Raw genomic sequence first — 25,265 nt, 5'->3', positions numbered from 1 at the left:
TCTGTGGATTTCAGTTTATCCTTGGCAGGTCCTTGCTAGGTCTTTCGTTCGTCTTTTGACCTAGCAAGGACCTACCAATGACCTAGCAAGGACCTACCAACGACCTACCACTCAATAGGGTTTACATTGCTGTTTAAAGTTCCTGAAATCGGTTTGGAAATATTGGGGCATTCTTATTTTTATCACCTTTAATATCCTTCCAGTTGGGTGTTTTGAAGAGCTCTGTAATCGAAACTGGAATGTAATTTTAAGTTATTATATTTTTAAATGGCAAGCTTGTGAAATGAATCTTATCGTTAATTAAAACAAAAAAGGCTCAAACACCCTTGAAGGATATTTGAGCCTTTTTTTTTTAATCAATTTATTTTTATTAAAGGATATATTATTGGTTAGGCTTCGGGAAAACCTGATGCGTTTTTGCCCACACTTGCCATAAACTTTCCAATTGAGCCACCTTTTTAGGATTAGATTTTGCCACATCCTTTGTTTCGTTCTGATCGAAGGCTAAGTTATATAGGCACCAGGTACTATCAGTACTTAAAGAAACTAATTTCCAATCGACTTTTCTGGCATACCTTGCACCAAAATGTTCGTTAAAAAGTTCATCATTTCCACCAGAAATCTTTCCTTTAAAAGAAGAGGCTAAGCTTTTCCCTGTAGTTGGTGTAATTTTGTTGTCCTCATAAACTGCTTGTTTTTTAGTAGCATTATCACATCATTTGTTGGCATCTATTTCATTTTGAGGAATCGGAAATAAAACTCTTTAATTTTTTGCATTAGCTATTACTCTGGCTTTTGCGGAGCTAATCAACTCTTTATTTGAATACCCTACACTCAGAAAAAAGGTACTTAATCGAACTTATTAAGAAATATAAGGAATAGGCTTCATATAACTCATCACGTTAATTTTGCTTGAACCACCTGGTTGTTTAGTAATTTGTATTTGTGTACCTATACGTTCTTTCAATGCCTCCACATGAGAAATAATGCCAATAGTCTTGCCTTTAGCCTGTAAGCTCTCTAAGGCAGAGATTGCCAAATCTAAAGTATCAGCATCCAAAGTACCGAAGCCTTCGTCAATAAACAAAGAATTGATTTGAATTTTACGGCTAGCCAGATCAGAAAGTCCTAGGGCTAGGGCAAGGCTTACTAAAAAGCTTTCCCCACCAGACAAAGATGCCATTGATCTTACCGCGTCTGCCTGATAACCGTCAATAATAAACAGTTCTAAAGTGTTTTCTTTGCTAGTTAAGATCTGATAGCGGTCACTTAACTTCAATAGATGACAATTAGCTAAATCTGTTAACCGAGCTAAAGTTAATCCCTGTGCAAATCGCCTGAATTTTTTGCCATCTGCAGAACCAATAAGATAAGAAAGCTTCTCCCATTTCTCAAATTCTTTTTTCTGCAGGTCTATTTGACTGGTTAAATCAGCATACTTTATTTTAAACTTTTCATCTTGTGCCAATGTGATGTTTAGTCCGCCGATTTCCTGATTTAATAAAGACATGCCAGTTTCTAAATTTTCCATTAAGTCAGTTAATTCCTGCTCAACTTCAATCGACAAGTTTTTTGCTATTTCTATTCCCTCCTCTAACAAAGTTCTTTGCAATAGTTTTTTTAGTCCTATGATATCAGCATTAATCGTTTGTTCCAATTTCAATAACTCCTGGAATTCTGCCTCTGGTAAGAAATGCAAAATTAAACCATCAATGGTAAATATCTCTTCTTTTATAAGCTTTTCGGTGAGGGAAAGTTTAAGTTGAGCCAACTGTTCGAGCAGTTCCTGCAATTCAGGAATAGCCGTATTCAACCTCAATGTTGCAGCTTTCTCGAGTGATTCCTTTTCCTGTAACTGAATAAACAGGGAATCTTTTAAGGTGATAGCTGTTACAATGGCGGCTTTTAGCTGTAGACGGATTTGTAGAGGATCTCTGTCTTCAAAAGCGGTAAAACGAAGTGCTTTATTCTGCTGAAGTAAATTAAATTCTGTATCATACGCTTCCTTGGCTTCAGTTAAATCTTTTGATTTAACATTTATGGCTTCTACCACCCCACCATATTCTGCTTCAATTTGAGTAAAATGATTAACTAATTTATGATGGTCCTTTAAGGATTGACTATACTTTTCCCAACGCTCAGTTAGCCTTATTCCTATTTCTTCACTTGCATGAAAATCAAAATCAATTTGATAAGGGGCCAACAGCAGGTCGATTAGCTTGTTGCTAGCAGCTTTGTTTTGCTTTGCCTCCTCCATTACAGCAGCAACTCGTTCCAAATGAGATTTAATATTTATCTCTCTTTGATTGGCCAACTCCGCTTGTGTAGTTAACTTTAAAATAGCTTCTCTTTTAGCCGATATCACACCTTTGGCAGTGTCAATTTGATTTTTAAGGGTTCTCAATTCCAGGATCAGCGCTTTAAGCTTTCGCTGTTGCTCATTTTTCACAGAGATGAACGACAAAATATCTTCCGGTTTTTCGATGTCTAAAGGCACCTGAAATAATAGATTTGTTTCTTCAAACTGTTTTACCAAAGTCTGCTGATTCGTTTGAAGCGTAATCAGTTCCTGATTTTTACTATTCAATTCGTAGGAAAATTTATTAACTGCAGCGTTTTTATCGACCAGTAACTCGTGTAATTCCTTTATATGCAATTCCTGATCTTTTCTTCTTTTCTCGGCGATGGTTAAATGCCCTTTATATTCTGATTCAGCAAAAGGATGATCTAATGCACCGCATAAAGGACAAGGTTTTTGAGGTTCCAGACTAAACCTTGCTTCTTCATAATTCTGAATACGTTGCTCCAGTGCTACAGCATCTTTTAAATCGACATAATGTAGGTCAGCGGCTTCTTTATTAACCTTTAGAGTCTCCATTTCCTTAGTTAGCTGTTCAAAAGATTCTTGCAGTTCAATAATTAGCGTATGGTGTAATTTTTCAGCTGAGTTGAATTTGATCAGCTCATTTGCGCATTTAAATTGTTTCTCGTAATTATTGATTAATGCAGGAAGCTGATCCAATTCAGTTGTTATCGCATCCATGTCTTTAGATTCATAACCTTCTAACTTATCATGTAATGCTTTATAGGTTTCTTGATTGTTGGCGAGTTCTTCCTCAAGCTGTACAAGAACCTTAACGCTTTCTGCTATAAGATTAATTTCTGCTGTTAACTTTTCTTTATAGTCTAGTTGTTCATTTTCAGTTGAATTAATTAAGGTATTAGCGTGTTCGAACGCTTTATGCTGTTGTTTAAAAACCAGTAGTTGTTTTTCCAATTCTTTATCCAGGTCATTTTCTTTTAACCAAGTTTCAAGATTTTCAATTTCCTGTTTTAGCCTTAGCATTACACCAGCTTTTGAGATTTTTGATTCTTGTAGCAGCACTACCGCATTTGTTGTTTTTTCAAATTTAATTTTTGCTGCAGCCTCCCGTAATTTTAGGTTATTGATTTCTGCATCCAGTAGGATTACCTTTTCAAGAATAGGTTCTGTATTATCCAGTTTTAAACGTGCCTGCTCCTCAATCACTTTAGCTGCATCATAATGATCTTTTGCAGATGCAGCATTTGCAGACAGTAAAGGAAGCTGTTTATTTAAGGCATCAATAGTGATTTCTAAGTTTGAAGCCTGTTTTTGCAAGTGATTTATAGCCACTAACTCAGGCTTAAAAACTATTGCTTTAAGGTGTTGCTTTAAGCGGCCAAAACCAACATTATTAGCATCGTATAATTCTTTCTTTTTATCAAGATCTGTAGTTATTTCCAGCTTTTTATGCTTCAGTTTTTCTAAATCTTTAATCCATTGAATTTTACGTGTAACCAACTCTTGCTGAGTTTTAATTGTTACTAGCTCCCTATTCAGCTCAAGTAAGCGCTGCGTATGTATATTTAGTGTTTCTGTAGAAAGTAATTCCACTCCTGATAGCTCTGCTTTATATTTATTCCAAAGATCCTTTTCTACTTTTTCCTTTTCAAAAACAAATTTAGAGATCTCAGTATAGACTGCCGTATCGGTTATTTTTTCGAGTAATTCGCTGCGTTCGTTATCGTTAGCTTTTAAAAATTTGGTAAAATCACCTTGGGATAAGATGACAGACCTCAAGAACTGATTATAATCCAAGCCACAAAGCGCTACAATAGCTTGCTTTGTTTTTGTAAGAGGATGACCACAAATAATATGATTGGTGGCCACCTCAGCCAGTTCCATATTTTCAGATTGGAATTTTCCATCAGGCTTTCTTCTAGCTTTGGCAACAGACCATTTGGCACGGTATATTTTCTCCTTAACTTCAAACTCCACCTCCGAATAGCATTCGCCGGTATGCCTTGACATTATTTCTTTTACATCTTTTTCATGGCGATGAACTTCTCCATATAAAGCAACAGTGATGGCATCCAAAATAGTTGTTTTACCAGAACCTGTAGGACCAGTAATTGCAAACAATCCAGCATCTGAAAAGGGTGGCTGATCAAAACGTATTTCATGCTCCCCTTTAAGAGAGTTAATATTTAAAAACTTAACACTTAATATTTTCATCCTTATTGCTCCTTTTGTGCCATTTGTTCCATCACCTCATTAAAACTCTCCAGTAGATCGGTATAATCCTGATCAGGATATTCAGCCTCACAGCGTTTTATAAATACAGATTTCGGATCAAGGTCTTGTAAGGCGAGTGCTTCTTCAGCCAGCTGATCAAGATTTTGCACCGGCTTCAATTTCACCTGTCTTAGAAAAAACCTTTCAATAAAAGGTTTTTTCTGAATAATTAAGCTCAACTGCTCCTCTAAATCGGTTATTGTAGCATCAGTTACAACTTGAACCTCAACCCACGAAGGATATTTCAATTGTAAATCTTTCAGCAGCAGGATTTTACTTTTAACATTTTCAAGATCGCCCTTTATACGGATTAACTTTCTGTAGCAAGGTATTTCGTGAGCTACCATCTGGGTCAATTTCCCATGAATAAATTCAAGGATTACGACTTGCTTCAAGTCATCGTTCTCTGAAAAACTTAATGGAATTGGTGAACCTGAATAACGGATATGTTCCATTTTATTCACTACCTGAGGACGATGAATGTGACCAAGGGCGATGTAATCAAATTCTATAGGGAACTGATCACCACCCACATGTCCAAGGTTACCGACATGAATTTCTTTTTCACTATCGGAAGTACTGGCGCCAGCTGCGAAAAGGTGACCTGTAGCAATAACTGGAATACCATTTAGCTTATGTGATGTAACATGCTCAACGAAACGATGGTAGTGATTCCCTATTCCCGCTCTGATGCGCTCCTGTCTTTCGTCGCTCGTCTCTCCAGAAATAGAAAGACGGATGTCCTTATCTCTTAAAAACGGAACTGCGCAAACAACCAATTCGAGCTTGCCGTGAGCATCAGCGATTTCAATAATCTGATCGGTAAATACGTCTGGCACACCACCAATTACATGAACATTAAAATATTTAAGCAGTTCTTTTGGTGCATCCAGTGTGCTTACTGAGTCATGGTTACCGCCAATTACGATAACTTCCCTGCAACAAGTGTTTTTTACATTACTTAAAAACCGGTAATACTGTTGTAAAGCAGTATTTGAAGGTGTACCCGTATCAAAAATATCTCCGGCAATTATTAAAACATCAATTTTTTCAATATTAAGTTGATCAATAAGCCAATTTAGAAATTGCTGATGTTCTTCTGTGCGCTCCTGTTGCTCCAGTTTTTTTCCGAGGTGCCAATCGGCGGTATGGAGTATTTTCATACAATCACGTTATTTATTGTTTTTTATAAATGGTAACCTTGAAACCGAATAAAGAGTCAATAAAAGAACAGCTTCAATAAGATACATTAATGGAATGATTTCCCAACCGAAATAAACAGTCAAGTACCCAGAAAACCAGGGAAGTATAGCTCCCCCAATCATAGCTGCTGAGATTAAAAATCCTATGACATTAGCTGAATGTTTTACACCTACCTGAAGAGGTGTAATGGAAATCAGACAGGGGAAAATTGGAGCATTTGCTACCCCAATCAATATTATTCCAGTAAGGTTAAGAAAATGACTTTGATTTATAGCGAGTAAAAACGTTCCGGTTACTACACCTATTAATGCAAATACGATAACCTTATGAACTGGAATCCTGGTAAGAACAAATCCAAAAACAATGCGACCAGCCGTTAAACTTCCCCAATAAGCACTTGTCCATAGTCCGGCTTGAGTAGCACTTAAACTCCTGGATTCTGTTAATACCGTAAAGATCCATTGGCCTACGCCTATTTCAAGCCCGGTATATAAAAAGAAAATGAAAATATTGATCCAAACTAAAGGCAACCGAAAAGCTTCGCCATAGGATCCAGAAAGATGTGGTACTTCATCCACAGCAGTTGTCTTCCAATATTTTAAGGTTATTAAAAAAATAAAAGCGAGTAAAATTTGAACGATCCCTACTGCTATATACCCATGGTACCATTCCTGACCATTCAACAGCATCAATGTGATGATAAAAGGCCCTGAAGTTGCGCCAATACCATAGAATGCATGAAGCCAATTAACTACACTGGCACTAAATCTTGAAGCTGCAAAGACATTTATAGAAGTATCAATTGCTCCGCCACCAGAACCAAGAAAGAAAGAAGCAATTATTACAAGGAACCAATGCGATGAATAAGCAAATGCCAGTAAACTCAGCCCGGTGATACTGCAACTTATTGCCAATAGCAATCCTATTGGTATAATTCTGAGTATTTTACCACTTGTAGTACTGGTAGAAAGATAACCTGCTACAAAACTGATTAATAAAACACCTAAAGCGTCTAATGGTACACCGAGTTTTCCACTTATAAATGGCCAGGATATTCCTAGTAACCCATCTGGAAGCCCAAGACTAATAAAAGCGAGGTAAGCTATAATGATTAACAATAAATTACTATTAACCCCTTGTTTTGTTTTCATTAAAATATAATTTGTATTTAAAAATTCATGAAGCTATCATGAGGTAGAATAGCTAAAGCTATAATAAATATCCCAACTGACAGCAATTTTCAAATTACAGGCACATTAATTGATTAAACAGTAAGTTCATAGCTTAATAAAAATGTTTATATAATGAAAAAAACAATAGGGTATACAATAGTATCAGGCTTGATGATAGCCTCACTTATTGTTAGTTGTGGGGAAGAGTCTCAACAACATGCAAAAGATGCGAAAACTAACATTAAAGAAGCAGTAAATGCATCTAATAAGGAAGTTAAAGAAAAAACAACTGCCGAATGGAAAAATTTTAAGCAGGATGCAGACAGCTCAATAGCAGTAATGGAAAAAAGGGTACAGGTCCTTAGAGTAAAGGCTGCAAAGGCAAATGCCAAGGATAGGGAAAGGTTAAATAATGACCTAAATAACGCGGAAATGAAGCTTAAAAAAGAGAAGAATATATTAAACCAAAAATATAGTGAGTTTGAATCTGAATTAAAAACATTCGGTGATTCTTTGTCAATTAAAAACAAAGTTTTTCAGGCTGAATTTAAAAATGACATTAAAAAACTTGATACTGCTTTAAATGATCTTTTTTAAAGATAATTTAATTTAGAAATTGGATTTCTTAAGGTATTAAATACTCCTTACTCTTGCCTAAGACCACATCAATGACAACCTGTTCAATTTTTGGCTATAACACTTAATGGCAAAAATAAAGAACTACTGAAAGCGTTATTTTATAAGATTCAATTATGAATAAACAAAAAAGCGTCTATCTTTGGGATCAAATTTTTACAATTATATTTTTATGGCAAAGGCATCTGAAACTAAAGTGGGAAATATTTTACGTTACAACGGCGAACTGGTTACAGTTACTGAATTCGTACACCGTACACCAGGTAAAGGTGGGGCATTCTACTTAGGTAAATTTCGTAATATTAATACTGGAAAAATTGTAGAGGCTCGTTTGGGAACTGATGAGCAAGTAGAAATTTGCCGTGTAGAAACGAATGATTTTCAATACCTATATGAAGAAGGTGATTATTTTGTGGTAATGGATAATGTTACTTTTGATCAGTTCAACGTTTCTAAGGCATTGTTCGGTCCGTCTGCAAAATTCTTGAAAGAGGGAATGGATGTAATAGTTTCTTTTGAGAGTGAAGAACCTATTATGGCTCAGGCACCAAACTTCGTGGAGCTAGAAATTACTTATGCTGAACCAGCTGTTAAAGGCGATACTTCTTCTGGCGCACAGAAATATGCGACAACAGAAATTGGAGTAGAAATAAAGGTGCCATTATTTGTGCACCAAGGTGATAAAGTAAAGGTAGATACACGCACAGGAGAATATGTTGAACGTGTGAAATAATTAATTTCCTATTTTACAACTCCGACAAAGGATGTTAAAAAAACAAAAAGTAAAGCCTTGGTAATTTTTAGTTATCAGGGCTTTACTTTTATTAATAGTATGTACCACGAACTGTGTCAAAGCGTTAAACCTTTAAACACAATTTTCGATGAGAACGGAAGAAGAATTCGATTTTGAAAGCTTCAAAAAAGAAGCAATTGCTGGACTATATTCTGGCAAAAAATGACGGGCAGCGATGGCGTTCTAGCCACGATGATGAAACACTTTTTGGAGTCTATTATGGCTGTGGAACTGGATCATCATTTATCTGAGAGTAAACTTGCCGGGTTTGCAAACAGAAAGAACGGCAAAACAAAAAGACTGTTCGCAGCTTAAGTGCGCGTGAATTTGAGCTGGAGAGCAATCGTGACCGTCTGGGTACTTTTTGACCCAAAGATTGTTCCAAAGCGACAGCTAATCATTACCGAAGAACTAGAAGGCAATATCCTTTCCATGTATGCCAGGGGCATGAGCACCCGGGGTATGCGGGATTATATACAGGAAATGTATGCGATGGACATCTCTGCTACAGAAATATCCCGCATAAACGACAGTGCCCCGCAGTTCAAGAGTGGAGCAGCAGACCTTTAGATGCAGTTTTTCCCTTTTTTTTATACTGCATGTTCTTTAAAGTAAAAGTAAACGGGCAAATAGAAACCAGGGCGATATACAATATCTTAGGCCTCTACACTTCAGAGAATGAGGGTGCCAAGTTCTGGTTATCCGTACTTACCGATTTAAAACAGCGGGGCGTGGAAGACATCCTGATTTCCTGTATTGACGGCTTAAAAGGTTTTCCAGAAGCTATCGAAGCTGTATTTCCAAAAACAAGGGTTCAGCTGTGCATTGTTCATCAGATCAGAACTAGTATGCGCTGTGTGCCAGATAAAGATAGAAAAGCAGTAATGGCCGACCTTAAGCCTATCTACACAGCTGTAAACGAAGAACAGGGCTATGAAAGACTATTGGAATTCGAACAGAAGTGGGGGATGTGTACTGCTTTCATTAGGCTTCGGTTGTCAGTTTCTTTAAACCTTCTTCGTTACTGAAATGGATCTTTTTTCCTATTAAAGTGATAAACTTTTCATTAACAAGCTCGTTTAACATTCTAAAAACAGTCTCATAAGTGGCACCGGTAAAGGCTGCAAGATCTTGTCGGCTTAGGTCTATACTAATACATCCTTTTTCATCCAGGCCATATAAATCCTTAAGGTGAAAAAATGTAACCGCTAATCGACTTTTAACCGACATTAATGCAAGATTTCTCATTTTCTCCTCAGACTCACGCAGGTCTTCGGCATAAAACATCATTAAATTGAAAGCAAAGTCGTGGTTTACTTTTAAGGTAGTTAGAAAGAACTCTTTATTAATAAAACAAACCGTAGTAGACTCTAATGCTGTAGCGGAAATGGGGTATATTGAAGTTTTAACCCCCAAGCCTCTATGCCCAAATATTTTCCCTTTAGTAGCAAAGCGGACAATAATATCCTTCTCTCCCCATTTTTTATGAACCTTAACACTTCCAGAATAAATAAAATACACACCGCTTACCGGGTCGCCCTCTTTTATAATAAGCTCACCCTTTTTAAATGAAAAATTTTTACGGTGACTATCAATGGCTGGCTTCCATTCTTTTAAGGCAAGCTGACACATAAAACATGTTTGCAGGTTGCAATTAGCGCTTTTCTTCATTAAATTTTAATGTGAATTTTGCAGACATAATAATTATATACGGATTGCAAGCTAAGAAAGATTTAATACTTATTCCCATTTAAGCTAACAAAATCTATAGTTAAAAATGATTAATAAAAGCACTCACAGCTTGGTTCCAAAAGAACCTATTATTTCGAAATTAAAGCCTCAACTTCCAGTACCACCCCTCGCCAGCCATAAACCATAAATTGTCTGATATTTTGATGATCTATTGAATTCGGATTTGTCAACACAGCCTGATAATGCTCTCCGAATAAATAAAGAGTATCTTCTGCGTTTAAGTTATTTATTTTAGCAAAAGCAAATACTTTTGCACTTCCTTGATTTTGTGTCGCATCATTATAGATATCACCATTTTTAAATGCTGTTGGTTGATATTGATGGTAGGTTTCTATAAAGGTAATAACTTCATTAAATGAAATTGAATTGGCTTTTAAAGCAGCTATTAAAGTAATCAGTTGATCCCTCATTGATAATCGTGTATGTTTTGTTATGAAAAATAGCAATACCTGTTAAAAGTCTGCTGTTGCAATATAATAGCTATTATTCGATAATTTTTCATTCCCATTGGAGAAATTTTGTAAATTCAAACTCTTTTTCGTTGCCAACAAAAACGCAGTATATAAGTTACATTCTAATCGACTCATGAAATATATTTTTATTATTTTTTTTACAATTTTATCTTTCCAATTAGCAGCTCAACATTCTTATAAGATCAGCTATACCAGCAGTTATAATAATAAAGTAACACCCAATCAAGATCCATTGTTAGTTTATACTAATAAAGATCAAACCGTTATCACATCAGCTAAAATTAGCGAAGCTAAGGCTTCCTATCCTTATGAAACTTTTTATATTGATCGTAAGCAAACTGACTTATATTATCGGATTTACAATTTCAGTGCTCGTAAAGAGATAGCTACCATTGACGCTGACATATTGAATAAAAATGTTCTAGAGCTGAAAGATGGAACGCGAAAAATATTAGGATATACTTGTAAAAAAGCAATTACATCAATTAACTCAAACTCCATAGAAATATGGTACACCAATGATTTATCTGTAAAAGGTGCACCAAATGAAGTAGGTCAAAATTTAGGTTTGGTATTGGAGTATAATCGAAATGGCAATTCAAAAATTACTGCTACCCAAATTGAAAAGATCAAAAGTATACCATCCACCGTGAGTGAGCTTAATTTTTCGAATATCGTAGATGGATTGACTTATCAGGACGCTGTATGGAAAAGTCGTTTTATTCAGGTTCCAATATTTAAAGATGAATTGATCAACTTCATTGATCAACCTAAATCTGATAGTGTTTTAAGATTTGCCAGTGGAACGGTTATTCTTAGAAAGGTGAAAGTTCCTGAAATAAAAAATGGCAGTCAGGCATTTGTTGAATTAGTTCAAAAATCTAATGGCGATGCATATGACCGAACAGGTTCCGTTTTTATGATTGCAGTCGACCAAAAGCAAACGTTCTTAGATGGGATGAAAAATGGAGTGCAAACATTGCCTTTATATGAAAATGGGAATGGCAAACAATATCCTGGCATGATCCGTACAGATGGATACTCTCCGGTATATGAATTGATGCGGTTTTTTACACCATTTGGGATAAATCATTTTAATAAACGCGTAACATTGAAAAATAAAACCTGGCAAGATAGTGTAATTTACCGTCAGGATGTTTCAGAATTTCTTTCGGTAATGTCGGGGAAAGAAGTTTATATCGGAACTTATATAGGCAATTATGATAAAGGAGGACATCAAGTAAGTTTGGAATTAACCATTCATCCAGGCGGTGAATCAAAAATGGCATCGAAAAAAGTATTACCTATTTTTAACACAACAAATGTGATGGAAATGGGGGGACAAGATTACGCTACTTTCTTTAGCGAAGAGAAAGGTTTAGAAGTAACTTTTAATTTACCTGAAGACACTAAAAACATTCAACTGAGATACATCACAACGGGGCACGGAGGTTGGGGCAACGGAGATGAATTTGTACCTAAAGAAAATAAAATCTTTCTGGATGGACAAATGGCATTTAAATTCACCCCGTGGCGTACAGACTGTGGCTCCTACCGTTTATATAATCCAGTATCAGGAAATTTCAAGAATGGTTTATCCTCATCAGATTTAAGCCGGTCGAATTGGTGCCCTGGAACGGTTACTAATCCCAATTATATTAATTTAGGTGATTTAAAAGCAGGGAAGCACACCATAAAAGTTCAAATTCCCCAAGGAGAACCTGAGGGAACAAGTTTTAGTTTTTGGAATGTGTCGGGTTGCTTGATTTACAATTAATGCAAAAAAGTGATTTAACTTAGTTTTTTCTTAAACAAATCAATTGTCCTTGCCCAAGCGAGTTTGGCTGCAGCTTCATTATATCGGGTTGGTGAAGTATTGTTATTAAAAGCATGGTTAACGCCTTCGTAAATATAAAGCTGGTAGTCAATTCCATTTTGTTTTAATGCTGCTTCATAAGCTGGTATCCCAGCATTTATCCTTTCATCGAGGCCAGCATAATGCAACATGAGGGATGCTTTGATTTTTGGCACTTCAGAAGCTTCTACCTGAGCACCATAATAAGCAACTGCCGCCTTCAGTTTAGGGTCATTTGCACTTAACATATTAGCCATTTTACCCCCCCAGCAAAAACCTACACAACCAACTTTTCCATTTCCATCCTTACGTTTTCTCAAATAATCGAGGCCCAATAAATAATTCTGAAGATTATCTTCAGGATTAAGTTTTCCAATTTCATCTCTAGCTTTATCTTCATCTGCTGGCGTACCGCCTGTAATTGACAAAGCATCTACACCTAAGGCCAAAAAACCAGCCGCTGCAACTTGCTTGGTCACGTCGATGGTATGTGGATTCAGACCTCTATTTTCATGAATAACCAATACACAACCTAAATTTTTACCATTCTTAGGTTTTGCCAGAAAGCCTTTCATTTCACCATTTACACCTTTATAACTGATGGTTTCTGTACTCAGCTGATCTTCATTTACTAAAGAAGCAGCAGCAACATAATTATTTTCCAGTAAGGGAAGCATGGTCATTGCTATAGCAGTTCCACCTGCTAAAATAGATAGTTTTTTAATAAATTCTTTTCTACTAAGCTGGCTGTGTGTGTACGAATCGTACAGGTTGATAATTTTCTGATCCATGGTGCAAATAGTTTTAAGGTTGCCGCTGTTTTTATTCTCCTATAATAACATTTAATAAGTATTTGTTTGTGCGAGATTGGTATTAATTAGTTCTTTTTTTATTGCTAACCTTTTAGCGACTTTACCGCATAATCAACTGCTCTAGCTGTCAATGCCATGTAAGTTAATGAAGGGTTTTGTGTTGAAGTAGAGGTCATACAAGCACCATCTGTCACAAATACATTATTACAGGCATGTAACTGGTTCCATTGATTAAGAATAGAGGTCTTAGGATCATGCCCCATTCTTGCTCCACCCATTTCGTGAATATCTAGTCCTGGAGCTTGGGTGCCATCATTCGCTTTAATATTTTTAAAACCTGCTTCGGTAAACATCTCCGTTAGCTGCTCTAGGTAATCTTTTTTCATCAGTACATCATTGTCATCATAGACAACAGAAATATTCAACAAAGGAACACCCCAGGCATCTTTTTGATCTTTACTTAAACTCACAAAATTACTTTCTTTAGGGATGGTCTCCCCCATCATGTGCGATCCCACTTTCCATGGACCTAAAGTTGGTTTCAGTAAGTTATTTTTCAATTGTTCACCTAAGGTGTTGGTATCACTATCCGAAGACCGGTAAGCACTAAAACCTGCCGCATAACCTCTTTTAAAGTTTGTTTCTTGTTTATATACATTTCTAAACCGGGGAAGGTACCCACCCCCAGCAGGGTTTCTGCCATCGGTCGTATATTGTTTTAAACCATCATATTCCGCACTGATTCTGGCGCTATAATTATGGAAAGCTACAAATTTACCTAACTGCCCATTGTCATTACCTAAACCTTGGGGAAAACGCTGGGATATTGAATTCAGAAGAATAAGGTTTGTATTTAAGGCACCAGCATTTATAAAAATAACTTTAGCATAATACTCAGACACTTCTTTGGTGTTTGCATCCATAATCCTTACACCAGTCACCTTACCTTTTTTGTCATCATAAATAACAGACTGCACCACAGAAAATGGCCTTAAAGTTAAATTGCCAGTTTTAGCTGCCCAGGGCAAAGTGGAAGCATTACTACTAAAATAGCCTCCAAAAGGACAACCACGCTGACAAAGGGTTCTGTTCTGGCATTGTCCGCGACCTTGGTCTAAATGAATCTGATTCGGTTTGGACAAATGAGCACACCTTGCACTGATGACATGCCTATTTTCATATTTGGTTTTAACGAAGTTTTTAAAATAATCCTCCACAGCATTCAGGGGAAATCCTGGCAGAAAATCACCATCAGGTAATTCCTTTAAACCATCCTTGTTACCAGAAATACCTGCAAATTTCTCGACATAACTGTACCATGGTGCAATATCTTTATAACGGATTGGCCAGTCTACAGCAAAGTCATCCCTAGCAGGTCCTTCGAAATCAAAATCACTCCAGCGTTGTGTTTGTCTAGCCCAAAGTAAAGATTTACCCCCTACCTGGTAGCCTCTGATCCAATCAAAAGGTTTTTCCTGAACATAGGGATGCTCTTTATCTTTAACTACAAAATGCATTGCATCTTCTTTGAAAATGTAACACCTGCTCGCAATTGGATTTTCATTTTTAATCGACAAGACCGGCTCTCCCCTATGTTCAAATTCATAGGGATATTTATTAGTGGTGGGATAATCTTTGTTATGCTGTACATCACGACCTCTTTCGAGCACAAGTGTTTTTAAGCCCTTTTCAGTAAATTCTTTTGCGGCCCAACCACCACTGATACCTGAACCGATGACGATGGCATCAAAAGTATTTGCCTTATCGGCGTCTATATTTAAGTTTGACATTATTTTTAAATTAAGCAGATTTAACAGGAAAATAACCATTGTACCTGCCTGGAACTAATTCCCATTTTTTTAGATTAGTCATTACATATTTTGAGCTCACATACCCCTGAATTGTTTTATTTTTCATGAGTTGATAAAATACAGCAAGTTCAGGTGAGGCTTCCTTATTGTTTTCAATTTTGCGTAATACTTCTTCTCGCTCCATGAGGGTTAATTTTGAAAAAGATTTAGCAAACTGGTTTTGTGTTTCCTGCTGAAGTTGTTCTAAACCCTTTAAAAAGTCACGTTGCTTTTCTGGCTCATAACAATCGTCAAGCATTTTAAGCACAAAAAGATGAAGGTTTAATTCTTTAGCCCCTGGAGTATCAGTTTTGGGGATAATTGTTTCGGCAATTTCACCCAACAGCAATTCCTGATCAAGAGTTACCGTAAGGTTTTTTAATAGAATTGATGACTTTCCAGATTCTTTTAAACACGAGGGAAGCAGGGCTATACCACCTGCCATAATTAGAATTTGTTTGATCGCGAAGCGTCTCTCCATTTTTCTATTGAAGTTTAAATCGTTTATTTGGTTATCAGCATATAAACTTAACTTTTTAAAGTTTAAGTCTATTGCTTAACGAGCTTCTAATATATTAAATTATATTACAAATTTCAATCAAGAAAATTTATATAACTAGCTGAGCGTTAATTTAACATTTGGATTGGTCGCATTAACCTAGAGCGAACGCTCCACTTTAAAAATGGATAAGTTATGGAATTCATATTATCAATTAAGTACTTAGCCGACGGCGGGTAATAACCTGCCGGTTTCATCGGCTATGATAGCTCCATTAAATGGTCCGGCAAACTCCATTTTCCTGCTGGCTAAATCAGCAGCAAAAATTCCAGCCTGTTGCACTCCGGCTCCTTTAATCCTTTGGTATAAGTAACCTGCCATATAAGTATCCCCACATCCGGTGGCATCAACAATTATTTTAGGGGGAAATGCTGGGATGGTATAAAAAACATCCCCATAAAAAATAAAAGAACCTTGACTACCGTTGGTGATTACAACTTCTTTCACCCCCCAATCCGCAACAATCCTAGCTGCTTTTCTTACATCCTCACACCCTGTCAATGCAATGAGTTCGCCTTCGTCGGCTTTTAAAATATCAATGTACTGCAACGCTTCTATTTTCTCAGGCCAGTCTCTAGGATATACCTTTTTGTCTATAACTTCCCTCAAGTATCCTTGTACATCCAAGCTTATTCTTGCTTTGGCCGAAAGCATTTTAATCAATGAAACAGGTATATCATCTGGCAGTAACGGTCCAAGGTGGAAAATTTGAGCTTGTATTGGAAATAAAAATTCTTCTGTAAAAGAATCTGCCTGTTGTAATACATTCTGTGTTCGGTGATCCTGATTTTCGCTGTATATATTCTCGAAATTCACTGTATGTTTACTCTGCTGCACTAATACCTCAATCCCATGCGAACGAAGGTTCGTTACAAAATTCATTTCTTTCGCTGCAAGAGCGGTCACTAGCAGGTAGCTCACATCAAGATTGCAAAAGGGGTAAGAAAAGTAATAGGCAGTGCCTCCAGCCATGTGCATTATTGAACTCGTGGTAACCACTTTGTCAGATGTAATATGTCCTATACAACAGATATCAACCATATTTTAAAATTATTAAGCAAGAAAATAGCAACTACTTTTGCAATCATTCATTTAAAAAGTAGTTATTACTAACCTGAATCAGTTAAACATTTTAATAATTCCCCTCACACCATGATTTCTTTATTCAAAAATACAAAAAAAGATCATATCAATTTTTTCAAAATTTAGAGGTGGTTTTATATAGAAAAAGACCATGATGGCTTAATCAAATTTTCTTTTAATAACTTTATTTTAAAAGGGCTAACATTTATCTTTATTAGCCATCCAAAGCTAAAAAACATAATGGAAATCATTGGCAGATTTAAGGGTAAATACGTTTTACAAAAGAGTCTTCATTTTAATATGACAGACTCTTTTGTTGATTCTTTTCTAAATATTTTAGGAATTTAAAATGGCGGATTTAACCGCATTTTGACGAACCACAATCCTTACAAGTTAAACATCCTTCCTGGTAATGCAAGTTGGTTGATTTACAGTTCTGGCACTGTTGTTTCGCAGCTACTGTTCCATCCGGGACATAGCGTTTTAGCGCACGAGCCACTCCATTTTTCCAGGTATTTATAGCTTCATCAAGCTGCAAACTGTTGATTAACTCCACTACTTTTTCGATAGGCATACCATGTCTTAACGTACTGGAGATCAACTTAGCATAATTCCAGTACTCCGGATTGAATTTATAAGACAATCCCTCAATAGTTGTTTTATGACCACGTTTGTTCTTATACTGAAAGTCGTATCGTGAACTACCATCTGCTTCACGACTTTTGATAATTACGCCGTCATTTACCCATCTTGGCAATAAAATACCATCTTCATCATCCACAAAACCAGTGAAAATTTCATATGGTTTTCCATCTATTAAGCCAATAAACGCAATCCATTTATCTTTGCTGTTCTGAAAACGGACTACATCAGCTTTCAATACCACAGGCCTAATGGTTGAAAAGATGAGCTGACTTTCTATTTGTGCCTCTTCAGATTCAGGTATTTCATTAGAAATAAGCACTCCGGAACGGGAACCATCTCTATAAACGGTCACCCCTTTACAGCCCGATTTCCAAGCCTCCATGTAAACTTCACCGACTAGCTCTTCTGTCACATCTGAGGGCATATTAATCGTTACACTGATGGAATGATCAATCCATTTTTGGATTTCACCTTGCATTTTAACTTTTTTCAAATAATCAACGTCATTTGAAGTAGATTTATAATAGGGGGAGCGCTCGACAAGTTTATCCAGCTCTTTTTGTGCATAGTTTTTGGTAAGGTCGTGACCGTTCACCTCCATCCATTGCTTAAAGCGAGGATGAAAAACCACATATTCTTCCCAAGAATCACCGACCTCATCTACAAAATCAATACGTGCATCCTTGTCATTCGGATTTACTTTCCTTCTCCTTTTGTACACCGGCATAAACACAGGTTCTATGCCAGAGCTGGTTTGAGACATGAGACTGGTCGTTCCTGTTGGAGCAATGGTTAACAAAGCAATATTGCGCCTGCCATATTTAACCATATCATTGTACAAGTTAGGATCTGCAGCTTTAAGGCGCTGTATAAATGGATTATTCTCTTCGCGTTTTGCATCAAATATAGTAAAGGCGCCTCTTTCTTTTGCCGTAATCACAGAAGAACGATAAGCTTCAAGAGCAATGGTTTTATGGACCTCAACCGCAAAGGCAGTCCCTTCATCGCTGCCGTAACGCAAACCCATTGCAGCAAGCATATCGCCTTCAGCAGTAATCCCAATACCTGTTCTTCTACCCTCTTTAGCCTTGGTTTTAATATTTAACCATAGATTCATCTCAATACGTTTAAGTTCTTCACCTTCAGGGTCTTCAGCTATCTTAACCAGAATAGCATCTATCTTCTCCAACTCCAGATCGATGATGTCATCCATCATCCGTTGAGCTACATGAATATGTTGTTTAAACAACTCCCAGTTAAAATAGGCTCCAGAAGTAAAAGGCTTTTCTACATAAGAGAAGAGATTGATCGCCAACAAACGGCAGGAATCATAAGGACAGAGAGGTATTTCACCACAAGGGTTAGTGGAGACGGTTTGATAACCCAGATCGGCATAACAGTCCGGCACCGATTCCCTAATAATGGTATCCCAGAATAGTATCCCAGGCTCTGCTGAACGCCATGCATTGTGGACAATCTTTTTCCATAGTTGTTTTGGATCTATATTTTTAAGGTAAACAGGATTACTGCTGTTTATCGGATACTGTTGCTGATATGATTCACCCGAAGCTACGGCATTCATGAATGCATCGTCAATACGCACGGAAACATTTGCACCAGTTACTTTACCCTGCTCCATTTTAGCATCAATAAAATCTTCTGCGTCTGGGTGCTTAATTGCTACTGAAAGCATCAGTGCCCCTCTTCTACCATCTTGCGCCACTTCACGCGTGGAATTAGAATAGCGTTCCATAAAAGGAACAATACCAGTAGAAGTTAATGCTGAATTCTTTACAGGCGATCCTTTAGGACGGATATGTGATAGGTCATGCCCCACACCACCTCGCCTTTTCATCAACTGTACCTGTTCCTGATCAATTTTCATGATCCCTCCATAGGAATCGGAATCACCATCATTACCGATAACGAAACAATTAGAAAGAGAGGCGATTTGATATGGATTGCCAATGCCTGTCATAGGACTGCCTTGGGGAATAATATATTTGAAATTCCTGATCAACTCAAACACCTCAGTTTCTGATAAAGGGTTTGGATATCTTTGCTCTATGCGAGACAATTCTGCTGCAATCCTACGGTGCATATCATCAGGCGTACCTTCATAAATTGTACCAGCAGAATCTTTCAATGCGTACTTATTTACCCATACACGCGCGGCAAGATCATCACCTTTAAAGTAGTCAAGAGATTTTCTATAGGCTTCATCAGAAGTATAAGTGATTTGGGCTTTTTCCAGGGCTTCAGCTTTCATAGTATATAACAATGATTAAGTATTTATTAGCTTACAAAGATACTTAATAGAAAACTGAACCCAAATGGCAACTTTATAAGTTTCAAAAAAAAAGAAATAAATAACTCATTATCAGCTATTTATATTTCATAAAATTACATAAAGTTTACAAATAATTTAAACTAAACAAAATTATAAAAGCAATTATTTCCTTAACAATCAATCTTACAGTCTATTAGCTTTTGGAGGAATTCCTTTAATACTTATTACTATTTTTTATTGTTCCTCACCAATGTCTAAATGATCTTTTTATTCGTTGCTAAGTAAATCAATGCTGATTTTCAATTCTTTAAAAATCAAAGAAATCGTTCAAAAATGATTTCTTTTTTCTAGGTGGGTATTGCCTATTTTGGTCTCCATGTTGACCTTCCCCATAATTTTTATAATCTCTTTCGTAATTATCTTTATTCGCATAATGATTTGTTGATTGGTCCATTATCTTTTCCAACTCTCCTCTGTCAAGCCAAATGCCTCTGCAGTTAGGGCAATAATCAATTTCAACACCTTTTTTTTCGCTCATTAATAAGGTTTCATTACAGGAAGGACATTTCATTTTATGATGTTTAGGTTTAAAAATTAACTTTTCGTTTATTACTTTTATAAAGTTAACGCATGTTCTTTTGATAAGTGTATATAGATATAAAAATGTCACTAAAATAATACTAAATCTTACATCCAAAAAAGAAGGGGTAAGGGTGTATTATCAATATGGCTTCTATTAACAAAAGCCCTGCAATAAGTGCTTATACCTCTTCCAAAGCTGCTATCAACCATATGATGAGAAATCTTGCTTATGACTATGGTCCAGTCAATATCCGTGTAAATCTAGTAGGTCCTGGTGAAACTAGAATATAATATAAATGGAGGCGGAAAGCAAACCTTAGATAGGTGGTTTAAATTTTATTATTGTTACAGTTAGCCTTAATAAACTATGCAGCCTATATTTTTTGACAAGTTTACCATTACTACCACCAAGTTAAAAAATGTTTAAAACATGAATGGGGACTTTAATTAACAAGGCGTAATAGTTCTATTGCGGAAGCGTTTAAAAAGGCAATATATAAAAGAATACCTGCGTAAGACAGCGGAAATGAAATATACAGAGACAAAAGAAAAGGTGAAAATGCCAGTACCGGTACGCTATGATCTGCCAACAAATTTTTAAGATTTTTGCCAAAATTTTTAATGGTTAATCGACAGAATATCCAATCAAGAAGGTTTAATTAAAAATTCCTGAAAAATGCGCTCAATTGACTATTTTTGGATTTTCACATTGTTTAGCTTCTAACCAATATAAATGAACGAAACCCGGGTATCTTCCAATATTTTAAAAACAAAACAACATTTTGAAATTCTCGATGGCTTAAGAGGCCTAGCAGCTGTAGCGGTGGTTATCTTCCACTTTATGGAGTGGGCCTATTCAGATCTTAGTAAAAATTTTATTGGGCATGGTTTCCTTGCTGTCGATTTCTTTTTTTGTCTTTCTGGTTTTGTTATTGGATATGCTTATGATGACCGCATTAGCAAAATGGGTATAATGAGATTTCTTAAATCAAGGTTCATCAGGCTGCATCCGCTGATTGTACTTGGTTCCATATTAGGCTTACTTACCTTTTTATTAGATCCATTTGGCAACTATAGTGAACTGTATAGTTTAGGTAGAACGTTATTAATATTTGTGACCTCTATTTTTCTGATCCCATTTCCGGTAATGCAGGAGCGGGCTTTTAATTTGTTTAGCTTCAATGCACCAGCTTGGTCGTTATTTTGGGAATATGTTGCTAATATATTTTATGCGTTTATCCTTTTTCGCATTAGTCGTAAAGCTTTACTATTATTAATTCTGCTTGCTGCAGCAACACTTTGCTTTGTTAGCTATAGTGCAGGCAATTTAATCGGTGGCTGGGATAAAAGCAGCTTTTGGCATGGCGGTGCGCGCATCTTTTATTCATTTTTAGCGGGACTAGCCATTTATCGTTTCAACTGGATCATAAAAAATAAAATTGGTTTTATAGGTATGTGTGCGTTGCTGTCATTAGCCTTTTTAATGCCTTTTGGGAAATGGAACTGGCTTACAGAACCTGCAGTGGTATTGTTTTACTTCCCGTTTTTAATAGCTTTAGGAGCTGGGGCTACCCTAACAAAAGGTTTAAAAAATCTTTGTACGTTTTCCGGGAAAATATCCTATCCATTGTATATGACGCACTATGCTGTATTATGGATGTTTGGAAACTATTACACCAATCACCAACCCTCAGTCGGCCAATTGACCTTTATTATTATAGGCTCCCTAATCCTTTTAATGGGCTTTGCTTATCTAGTTATGGTATTTTATGATATTCCTGTAAGGAAATATTTGAATAATAAAATGAAAGCGCAAATAACTAAAAAGTGACCTTATAAACTAGCTTATTAAATAGCTCACCCCAAGGTTCTAGCTCAAAATAAAATGGGGATTCTTAAAAGTCTAGCATCAAAAAATTGGATAATTGACTTGCCTTCTTATAATTATATGGAAGAAGCAGGACTAAAACAATCACCTGCAAGGTTTTTTAGAACGGGACGCCTTGATGAAAACAAGAAAAATTAGCTAATTTGCGGACTTTTATAGATCGAAGTTTCAAAAAAAAATAAGAATTTGAATAAAAAGAAAAGAGATATTATCACCATAAGCTTTGCCCTATTTGCCATGTTCTTCGGCGCAGGCAATTTATTACTCCCTCCATATATTGGAATACAGATAGGGGACCATGTCTGGATCACCATATTGGCATTCGGACTGACCGGTATTTTATTACCCTTCCTGGGAATCCTTTCCATCGTCAACGCTGGTGACAAATTCGAAGATCTAGGAGCTAAAATTCACCCGCTTATGTCCCCCGTTTTAGGGACCGTTATTATGCTCTGCATTGGTCCGTTGATTGCCATTCCGCGCACAGCGGCTACGACTTATGAAGTGGGTATACTGCCATCTTTCCCAGGATCTGGTCCAGCCTGGACTTCTGTGATCTTTTTCATCGCGACTTGGCTTTTAACAATCCGACCAACACGCATCGTTGATATTATTGGTAATATCCTCACGCCGATACTCTTAGTCTTACTAATTTTATTAATTCTGATCGGTATATTTTCACCAGTAGACAGCTACAATGTTTCATCATTAAGCAGTAGCCAATCGTTCACATTAGGTTTTATTGATGGCTATCAAACCTTAGATGTCTTGGCCTCCGTTATCTTCGCCGGAATTATTATTGCTGCATCCAAAGCAAAAGGCTATCAAGAAACGCGATCAAAAATGCAGGTGGTGATGACCGCTGGTGCAATTTCATCCACTTTTCTATTCATTATCTATGGAGGACTTATCTATCTGGGAGCTACTTCAGGAATATCGGGCACTTCAATCAAGCGTTCTGAGTTATTGATGAATATCTCACATTCCATTTTAGGCCGATATGGAAACATTGGTATTGCCATATCGATTGCGGTTGCCTGTTTGACAACTTCGATTGCTTTGGTTGCCGCTTTTGGAACCTTCTTTTCCTCACTCAGCAAGGGAAAATTGAGCTATAAATTATTGGTTACCATTTGTTGTGTAACTTCTTGTGTGCTTTCCATTACTGGAGTAGATAATATCATAAACCTCGCCTATCCGGTTCTTAGTTTCGTTTATCCAATTGCGATAACCTTGGTTCTTTATTTTGTTTTCTTTGGCTCCATTGTCAGAAACCGAAAACCTTATATCAATGCATTATTGGCTTCAGGCGCCATTGCTGTGTTTTATTTACTTAAAAACTTTTCACTCCTTAGCGAAAGTAACTTGGAAGTATTAAACCACATCCCTCTCTTTCAGTATGAATTAGGTTGGGTTATCCCTTCTGCTATTGGCTTCTTTGCAACTTGGGCAATCAGTGGCTCAGCTAACCAAGAACAAGTTGACAGTCCTTAGAATTAATAGGTTACATTTTTTACTATCTTATTACTGTTTATGATGAGTATCACCTAAGTAATAGGAAGGAGCTTTACCGGTGTTTTTAATAAAGGCTCTAAAAAATGTTGTCCTGGAGGTAAATCCTGCTTGCCATGCCATGCCTTCTAACGACAATTGCTTCTATTCTTTTTGGTGGATTTGTGAAGGTGAAAACTTCGGTCCAGCGGACGGCCCTTGGCTAAGCTATATGCGAAGCCTTCAGGAATGGAGAACAAAATTTCCTAATTTTGAAAAAATTGTGGAGGGTTATGTCATGAAAGATGAAACCTACAATGTTTGGTGTTTAAAATAAGATTAACCGCCAATAATGCAATAGTAATCAATTGTTTAACATCACTTCTTTAATCAAGTATTACCCCAGGCTGTTATCACTAATTTTCTTTCTCCACCATAATCACGATGTTCACAAAGGTAAATCCCTTGCCATATACCTAATGTTAACTTTCCATTACTGATAGGCATGCTTACTGAACATCCCAATAGAGAAGATTTTAAATGCGCAGGCATATCATCAGCACCTTCATAATCATGTTCATAATCAGGATCATTTTCTGGCACAGACTTATTAAAGAACATTTCAAAATCTGTCCTAACCGTTGGGTCTGCATTTTCATTTATAGTAAGAGAAGCTGAAGTGTGTTGAATAAACACCTGGCAAATCCCAAGTTTAAGCGTTTTAATTTCTGGTAGAGCGCTAAATACTTCATCAGTAATCAGATGAAACCCTCTCTTTCTTGCCCTTAGCGCTATAGTTGTTTGAAAAATTTCCATATTTTAATTGCATTAAGCATCGTTTTTTATCATTGCATTACGTTTAACGAGTAAGTCATTAAGGGAACTTAGTGCTTCCACTCTTCAGGATTTGGCTTATCTTACCTGAAGCATGACAATTTTACCTTTTTTTTTAAAACTTTCTACTTTTAGTTCTATTCGGTAAAGAGTATGCACCATTTGATTTAAAAACCCGACAATTTTGAGTCTCCAAAGGTATCCTATTATATATCCAACGTCAGCTGGATTGCAATATGATGTTATTTTTTGCGTTTCAACACACCTCCATCAATGATTTTCGTTTTTAACAATAACTTCTAGACATTGGATTAAGCCATTCTGTATTCTTAGTGCAGTCCTGATGTTATATTTTCACCAGCGGACAGCTACAATGTATTAATATTAAGCAGTAGGCAATCGTTTGTGAACGGTAAATATGAATACACAACTTTTGGCAATTAAGAGTGCAGGGTTTTCGGTAAGAATGCTGCAGAGAAATCGGTAAGAATGAATACATAGTTCATTCTTTTGGGGGCGAGCCCCCAAAAGAAAAACAACCTTTGTCATCTATCAAAACGACAGGGTTATTATGAACCATTATTTAAACAAACTTATGACGTATCATCTAGTTCACCAAATGGGACGTGAAGGATTTTCCACGCAGAAAATAGCGGATCACTTTGGGATGAATTGGCGCACAGCCAAGCGCCTGCTTAGCCTGCCCGAACAGGAGTACCTGAATGAACAGGAAAAAGTCCCGGGCAGAAA

The 25,265-nt window shown here is 36.6% G+C and carries 19 protein-coding genes and 1 pseudogene; 8 read left to right on the top strand and 12 right to left on the bottom strand.

Translation table 11 applies throughout. The features are described 5' to 3' along the window. Positions 1-862: 862 nt before the first annotated feature. From AAKU52_RS11220 to AAKU52_RS11210, 3 genes are read right to left on the bottom strand one after another with little or no spacing between them, the layout of a single operon-like run. Positions 863-4,537, bottom strand: a complete 3,675-nt coding sequence (locus AAKU52_RS11220) for an AAA family ATPase (RefSeq protein ID WP_354333421.1) — start codon at positions 4,535-4,537, stop codon at positions 863-865. Positions 4,538-4,539: 2 nt separating this feature from the next. Continuing rightward, positions 4,540-5,760: an exonuclease SbcCD subunit D C-terminal domain-containing protein gene (locus AAKU52_RS11215; RefSeq protein ID WP_354333419.1), complete on the bottom strand. Its 1,221-nt coding sequence runs from the start codon at positions 5,758-5,760 to the stop codon at positions 4,540-4,542. 9 nt (positions 5,761-5,769) lie between these two features. Next, positions 5,770-6,951 (bottom strand): MFS transporter, encoded by a 1,182-nt coding sequence (locus AAKU52_RS11210; protein WP_354333417.1) that lies wholly within the window; start codon positions 6,949-6,951, stop codon positions 5,770-5,772. Between the two features lie 153 nt (positions 6,952-7,104). On the opposite strand from AAKU52_RS11210, the gene AAKU52_RS11205 reads away from it, so the two are divergent. The 3 genes and pseudogenes from AAKU52_RS11205 to AAKU52_RS11195 form a co-directional block, all read left to right on the top strand. Beyond that, the gene (locus AAKU52_RS11205) at positions 7,105-7,569 is read left to right on the top strand and encodes a hypothetical protein (RefSeq protein WP_354333416.1); all 465 of its coding nucleotides are present in this window, start codon (positions 7,105-7,107) and stop codon (positions 7,567-7,569) included. A 211-nt stretch (positions 7,570-7,780) separates the two neighbouring features. Then, positions 7,781-8,341, top strand: coding sequence for an elongation factor P (gene efp, locus AAKU52_RS11200; RefSeq protein ID WP_354333414.1), 561 nt, complete (start codon positions 7,781-7,783; stop codon positions 8,339-8,341). A gap of 148 nt (positions 8,342-8,489) precedes the next feature. Next, positions 8,490-9,369: pseudogene (locus AAKU52_RS11195) on the top strand (IS256 family transposase); the annotation flags it as partial. Between the two features lie 16 nt (positions 9,370-9,385). On the opposite strand, the gene AAKU52_RS11190 reads toward AAKU52_RS11195, so the two are convergent. Next, a complete protein-coding gene (locus AAKU52_RS11190; RefSeq protein WP_354333412.1) occupies positions 9,386-10,072 on the bottom strand; it encodes a Crp/Fnr family transcriptional regulator in 687 nt (228 codons plus the stop codon). Positions 10,073-10,221: 149 nt separating this feature from the next. After that, positions 10,222-10,563 carry a HopJ type III effector protein gene (locus tag AAKU52_RS11185; RefSeq protein WP_354333410.1) on the bottom strand — a complete coding sequence of 114 codons (342 nt, stop codon included), beginning with the start codon at positions 10,561-10,563 and terminating at the stop codon, positions 10,222-10,224. 175 nt (positions 10,564-10,738) lie between these two features. Between AAKU52_RS11185 and AAKU52_RS11180 the strand changes: the two genes are divergently transcribed. Continuing rightward, entirely contained in the window at positions 10,739-12,403 is a 1,665-nt protein-coding gene (locus AAKU52_RS11180) for a PNGase F N-terminal domain-containing protein (protein ID WP_354333408.1), read from the top strand. 14 nt (positions 12,404-12,417) lie between these two features. Here AAKU52_RS11180 and AAKU52_RS11175 read toward each other — a convergent pair whose 3' ends face one another. The 6 genes from AAKU52_RS11175 to AAKU52_RS11150 all read right to left on the bottom strand — a co-directional run bounded on the left by AAKU52_RS11175 (position 12,418) and on the right by AAKU52_RS11150 (position 20,258). Further along, on the bottom strand, positions 12,418-13,272 hold the full coding sequence (locus AAKU52_RS11175; protein WP_354333406.1) for a dienelactone hydrolase family protein: 855 nt from the start codon (positions 13,270-13,272) through the stop codon (positions 12,418-12,420). Between the two features lie 104 nt (positions 13,273-13,376). Further along, positions 13,377-15,083 carry a GMC oxidoreductase gene (locus AAKU52_RS11170; RefSeq protein WP_354333404.1) on the bottom strand — a complete coding sequence of 569 codons (1,707 nt, stop codon included), beginning with the start codon at positions 15,081-15,083 and terminating at the stop codon, positions 13,377-13,379. A 10-nt stretch (positions 15,084-15,093) separates the two neighbouring features. After that, a complete protein-coding gene (locus AAKU52_RS11165; RefSeq protein ID WP_354333402.1) occupies positions 15,094-15,624 on the bottom strand; it encodes a gluconate 2-dehydrogenase subunit 3 family protein in 531 nt (176 codons plus the stop codon). Positions 15,625-15,864: 240 nt separating this feature from the next. Continuing rightward, entirely contained in the window at positions 15,865-16,743 is an 879-nt protein-coding gene (locus AAKU52_RS11160) for a PfkB family carbohydrate kinase (protein ID WP_354333400.1), read from the bottom strand. Positions 16,744-17,143: 400 nt separating this feature from the next. Next, positions 17,144-19,699: an adenosylcobalamin-dependent ribonucleoside-diphosphate reductase gene (locus tag AAKU52_RS11155; RefSeq protein ID WP_354333398.1), complete on the bottom strand. Its 2,556-nt coding sequence runs from the start codon at positions 19,697-19,699 to the stop codon at positions 17,144-17,146. Between the two features lie 328 nt (positions 19,700-20,027). Continuing rightward, the gene (locus tag AAKU52_RS11150) at positions 20,028-20,258 is read right to left on the bottom strand and encodes a TFIIB-type zinc ribbon-containing protein (protein ID WP_502931028.1); all 231 of its coding nucleotides are present in this window, start codon (positions 20,256-20,258) and stop codon (positions 20,028-20,030) included. Positions 20,259-20,437: 179 nt separating this feature from the next. On the opposite strand from AAKU52_RS11150, the gene AAKU52_RS11145 reads away from it, so the two are divergent. The 4 genes from AAKU52_RS11145 to AAKU52_RS11130 all read left to right on the top strand — a co-directional run bounded on the left by AAKU52_RS11145 (position 20,438) and on the right by AAKU52_RS11130 (position 24,018). Further along, a complete protein-coding gene (locus tag AAKU52_RS11145; RefSeq protein ID WP_354333489.1) occupies positions 20,438-20,593 on the top strand; it encodes an SDR family NAD(P)-dependent oxidoreductase in 156 nt (51 codons plus the stop codon). A gap of 442 nt (positions 20,594-21,035) precedes the next feature. Continuing rightward, positions 21,036-22,133: an acyltransferase family protein gene (locus AAKU52_RS11140; protein WP_354333394.1), complete on the top strand. Its 1,098-nt coding sequence runs from the start codon at positions 21,036-21,038 to the stop codon at positions 22,131-22,133. Between the two features lie 243 nt (positions 22,134-22,376). After that, complete coding sequence (brnQ, locus tag AAKU52_RS11135) at positions 22,377-23,684, top strand: branched-chain amino acid transport system II carrier protein (protein ID WP_354333392.1); 1,308 nt, start codon at positions 22,377-22,379, stop codon at positions 23,682-23,684. A gap of 79 nt (positions 23,685-23,763) precedes the next feature. Next, positions 23,764-24,018: an Orn/Lys/Arg family decarboxylase gene (locus tag AAKU52_RS11130; RefSeq protein WP_354333390.1), complete on the top strand. Its 255-nt coding sequence runs from the start codon at positions 23,764-23,766 to the stop codon at positions 24,016-24,018. Between the two features lie 53 nt (positions 24,019-24,071). Here AAKU52_RS11130 and AAKU52_RS11125 read toward each other — a convergent pair whose 3' ends face one another. Then, on the bottom strand, positions 24,072-24,497 hold the full coding sequence (locus AAKU52_RS11125; RefSeq protein ID WP_354333388.1) for a secondary thiamine-phosphate synthase enzyme YjbQ: 426 nt from the start codon (positions 24,495-24,497) through the stop codon (positions 24,072-24,074). Positions 24,498-25,265: the final 768 nt, after the last annotated feature.

The sequence above is a fragment of the Pedobacter sp. CG_S7 genome (genome assembly GCF_040544395.1).
In the GTDB taxonomy this organism is placed as follows: domain Bacteria; phylum Bacteroidota; class Bacteroidia; order Sphingobacteriales; family Sphingobacteriaceae; genus Pedobacter.
This window is presented reverse-complemented; position numbering and strand designations above follow the sequence as displayed.

Excerpts from the sequence above, each read along its gene's own strand:
- AAKU52_RS11220 (WP_354333421.1), bottom strand. The coding sequence starts at position 4,537 with ATGAAAATATTAAGTGTTAAGTTTTTAAATATTAACTCTCTTAAAGGG.
- AAKU52_RS11215 (WP_354333419.1), bottom strand. The coding sequence starts at position 5,760 with ATGAAAATACTCCATACCGCCGATTGGCACCTCGGAAAAAAACTGGAG.
- AAKU52_RS11210 (WP_354333417.1), bottom strand. The coding sequence starts at position 6,951 with ATGAAAACAAAACAAGGGGTTAATAGTAATTTATTGTTAATCATTATA.
- AAKU52_RS11205 (WP_354333416.1), top strand. The coding sequence starts at position 7,105 with ATGAAAAAAACAATAGGGTATACAATAGTATCAGGCTTGATGATAGCC.
- efp (WP_354333414.1), top strand. The coding sequence starts at position 7,781 with ATGGCAAAGGCATCTGAAACTAAAGTGGGAAATATTTTACGTTACAAC.
- AAKU52_RS11190 (WP_354333412.1), bottom strand. The coding sequence starts at position 10,072 with ATGAAGAAAAGCGCTAATTGCAACCTGCAAACATGTTTTATGTGTCAG.
- AAKU52_RS11185 (WP_354333410.1), bottom strand. The coding sequence starts at position 10,563 with ATGAGGGATCAACTGATTACTTTAATAGCTGCTTTAAAAGCCAATTCA.
- AAKU52_RS11180 (WP_354333408.1), top strand. The coding sequence starts at position 10,739 with ATGAAATATATTTTTATTATTTTTTTTACAATTTTATCTTTCCAATTA.
- AAKU52_RS11175 (WP_354333406.1), bottom strand. The coding sequence starts at position 13,272 with ATGGATCAGAAAATTATCAACCTGTACGATTCGTACACACACAGCCAG.
- AAKU52_RS11170 (WP_354333404.1), bottom strand. The coding sequence starts at position 15,083 with ATGTCAAACTTAAATATAGACGCCGATAAGGCAAATACTTTTGATGCC.
- AAKU52_RS11165 (WP_354333402.1), bottom strand. The coding sequence starts at position 15,624 with ATGGAGAGACGCTTCGCGATCAAACAAATTCTAATTATGGCAGGTGGT.
- AAKU52_RS11160 (WP_354333400.1), bottom strand. The coding sequence starts at position 16,743 with ATGGTTGATATCTGTTGTATAGGACATATTACATCTGACAAAGTGGTT.
- AAKU52_RS11155 (WP_354333398.1), bottom strand. The coding sequence starts at position 19,699 with ATGAAAGCTGAAGCCCTGGAAAAAGCCCAAATCACTTATACTTCTGAT.
- AAKU52_RS11150 (WP_502931028.1), bottom strand. The coding sequence starts at position 20,258 with ATGAGCGAAAAAAAAGGTGTTGAAATTGATTATTGCCCTAACTGCAGA.
- AAKU52_RS11140 (WP_354333394.1), top strand. The coding sequence starts at position 21,036 with ATGAACGAAACCCGGGTATCTTCCAATATTTTAAAAACAAAACAACAT.
- AAKU52_RS11125 (WP_354333388.1), bottom strand. The coding sequence starts at position 24,497 with ATGGAAATTTTTCAAACAACTATAGCGCTAAGGGCAAGAAAGAGAGGG.